The organism is Clostridium sp. BL-8, assembly GCF_002006495.1.
In the GTDB taxonomy this organism is placed as follows: Bacteria; Bacillota; Clostridia; order Clostridiales; family Clostridiaceae; genus Clostridium.
Genome location: NZ_LZZL01000182.1, coordinates 1 through 2,511 on the forward strand (window position 1 = coordinate 1; position 2,511 = coordinate 2,511).

Consider the following 2,511-nt stretch of genomic DNA (forward strand, 5'->3'; position numbering starts at 1 on the left):
TAGTTCGGAATCATCTCAAGTTATGTATAAATAAAAATGAATAGCAAATTGTAAAGTCGTATTATTCAATATTACTGCTATTCCAATGATATTAACTTTAATAGTTGTAACATTTCTATTGAAAGAGAAAAAGAATACGGTGGAATCTCATATAACATTACCTTCTTTCAAAGTATTGACTAGTGAATTTAGGAGGTTTCTTTCAAAACACAGCCAAAAAATAAAGGCTTATCCAATTTTGATTTTGGATAAGCTTCTATTTTTTGCACTAATTTGATCTAAGCTACTTCATATTTAGTAACTTCTCTTTGAGTCAATTGAGCGCCAGATTTTTTAACTAAGCTGCCAGAATTAGTGAAGAAAATATTTTTTTCAATTATGGTGTCCATAATTGCATTTACCTGATCTTTTGTAAGATTAGGCTTAACACCAGAAATGCTTAAAGTACTCTTTTCACCAGCTTCAGTTAAAAAAGTCATAGATAAAGTATATTCCATTTAATTTACCTCCTTTCATTCAGTTTAGAGATAAGGAAACTCCTACTCCTACCGTTGTAGGAGTACTCACAGGGTAAGCGATCATTATCAAATCATAGATTTGAAATGTCTTTAAGGAAGTTAAATCATATACATGATTTAACTAAGTTCGAGAAACCAAATCATAGATTTGGACTCTCACTTATCTCACTTATCTGCTTAAGCATTAATTAAAGTAGAAGATTCAGTTATGAAGCAATCTCTAGTGTTAGCATCCAAAACTAATTTGATAGCTTCAGCAACTTCATAGACATTTTGAGCATCAGCATCAATTCTTACATTTGAAAAAGTCTTTTTGGCATAAATTGGATCGCCGGCCTTATCAACATCTTTTTGTACTTCAATACTAAGTGAAGCAGAGTTAAGAACTTTAGTTACAGCCATGGTTTTTACCTCCTTTATTTTGTTTTCATAGAGGATATATGTACAGAATTGAAATATTACCTATTTCCATAAAAAATATGATAGAAATAAAGAGAGTAAGCGGTAATTAATGAAAATCAAATACTTTAGTGTTGGTAATATATGTTATAATTAACTAATAAATAAATTATAATTTGTAGAGAGATTTGAAATAACTACAAATCGGAATTTGCCAAAAAGGATGGGGCGGTGTATTTATGATAAAAGCAGTAATTTTTGATATGTATGAAACCTTAATAACTCTTTTTAAAAGTCCTCTATATTTTGGCACACAAATGTCTATAGATGCAGGAATATCAGAAGATAAATTTCAAGAACTGTGGAAGTCTACAGAAATCGACCGAACAATAGGCAAAATGACACTTGAGGAAGCCCTCAAAATGATTCTTATAAGGAACAAGTGCTATTCTAAGGAATTGCGGGATTCAATTGTTCAAAAACGTATAGCAACAAAGGTAGAATGTTTTAATCATTTGCACCCAGAAATAATATCGTTGCTTTGTGACTTAAAAGAAAAAGGAATTATGATAGGACTAATAAGTAATTGTTTTTCAGAGGAATCATATGTAATTCAAAAAAGTGCACTGTTTCCATATTTTGATGCAGTTTGCCTATCATATGAACAAGGAATACAAAAACCCGATGCTGAAATATATAAAAGATGCATGAATAAATTGATGGTAAAAGCCGATGAATGTGTATATGTGGGAGATGGGGGTAGCTTTGAATTAGAAGCTGCTAGAGAACTAGGAATGAATGCAGTCCAAGCAGTTTGGTATTTACAAGAGGGAACTACTCAACCATCAGGCAGAAAAGAGAACTTTAAACAAATCGAAAAACCGCTAGATGTGCTAAATTATATATAGATACTGATAGGGATAGTTATACAAATTTCAATTTGTATAACTGAAAAAAATAGTAATAATTATTGATGGATTTAAAGAATAATGATATTTTATTGTGTATTAGATATCTAAAAAATTGTTAAGGGTAGTGTGAAAATATATGGATGAATATGTAAAAAAGTTAAGAAAACATATTGGTAATGCACCATTACTTCTTGTAGCAGCAGGAGCTATAATACATAAAAATAGAAAAATATTATTGCAGAGAAGAGCAGATAATGGTAATTGGGCTATACATGGAGGTATTCTCGAATTAGGAGAAACAGTAGAGGAAACAGTTAAACGTGAATTGAATGAAGAAATAGGTATAAATCCAACAGAATTAAAATTATATAAGATTTTTTCAGGAGAAGATATGCATACAGTTTATCCGAATGGTGATGAAGTATATTTCATTAATGTAATTTTTTTATGTGAGGGATATGAAGGCGAATTAAAACAAGATAATGAGGAAGTAATTGAGCTTAAATGGTTTGATGTTGATAATCTTCCTAGAGATATAAATGCTCCTGTCGATAAAGCAATACTAAAGGATATTGAAAAAGTTTTATTATAATAATAAGTAAATTTCTATTTGTAGAGTTGGTTATAAGCATTAATATACGTAAAAATTTAATAGTAAATTAGAATATCGCACTATTCAGAAA

At 29.7% G+C, this 2,511-nt stretch carries 4 protein-coding genes; 2 read left to right on the forward strand and 2 right to left on the reverse strand.

Annotated elements, in window-relative coordinates; genetic code table 11:
- Positions 1 to 278: 278 nt before the first annotated feature.
- Together CLOBL_RS26985 and CLOBL_RS26990 are read right to left on the reverse strand one after the other, a co-directional pair.
- Complete coding sequence (locus tag CLOBL_RS26985; protein ID WP_077861808.1) at positions 279 to 497, reverse strand: DUF2922 domain-containing protein; 219 nt, start codon at positions 495 to 497, stop codon at positions 279 to 281.
- A 198-nt stretch (positions 498 to 695) separates the two neighbouring features.
- Positions 696 to 920, reverse strand: a complete 225-nt coding sequence (locus CLOBL_RS26990; protein WP_077861809.1) for a DUF1659 domain-containing protein — start codon at positions 918 to 920, stop codon at positions 696 to 698.
- Between the two features lie 236 nt (positions 921 to 1,156).
- Between CLOBL_RS26990 and CLOBL_RS26995 the strand changes: the two genes are divergently transcribed.
- Entirely contained in the window at positions 1,157 to 1,825 is a 669-nt protein-coding gene (locus CLOBL_RS26995; RefSeq protein ID WP_077861810.1) for an HAD family hydrolase, read from the forward strand.
- A 139-nt stretch (positions 1,826 to 1,964) separates the two neighbouring features.
- Complete coding sequence (locus CLOBL_RS27000) at positions 1,965 to 2,420, forward strand: NUDIX domain-containing protein (RefSeq protein ID WP_077861811.1); 456 nt, start codon at positions 1,965 to 1,967, stop codon at positions 2,418 to 2,420.
- The last annotated feature ends 91 nt before the right edge of the window (positions 2,421 to 2,511 follow it).

Coding starts and splice junctions, on each gene's coding strand:
- CLOBL_RS27000 (WP_077861811.1), top strand. CDS start 1,965: ATGGATGAATATGTAAAAAAGTTAAGAAAACATATTGGTAATGCACCA.
- CLOBL_RS26990 (WP_077861809.1), bottom strand. CDS start 920: ATGGCTGTAACTAAAGTTCTTAACTCTGCTTCACTTAGTATTGAAGTA.
- CLOBL_RS26985 (WP_077861808.1), bottom strand. CDS start 497: ATGGAATATACTTTATCTATGACTTTTTTAACTGAAGCTGGTGAAAAG.
- CLOBL_RS26995 (WP_077861810.1), top strand. CDS start 1,157: ATGATAAAAGCAGTAATTTTTGATATGTATGAAACCTTAATAACTCTT.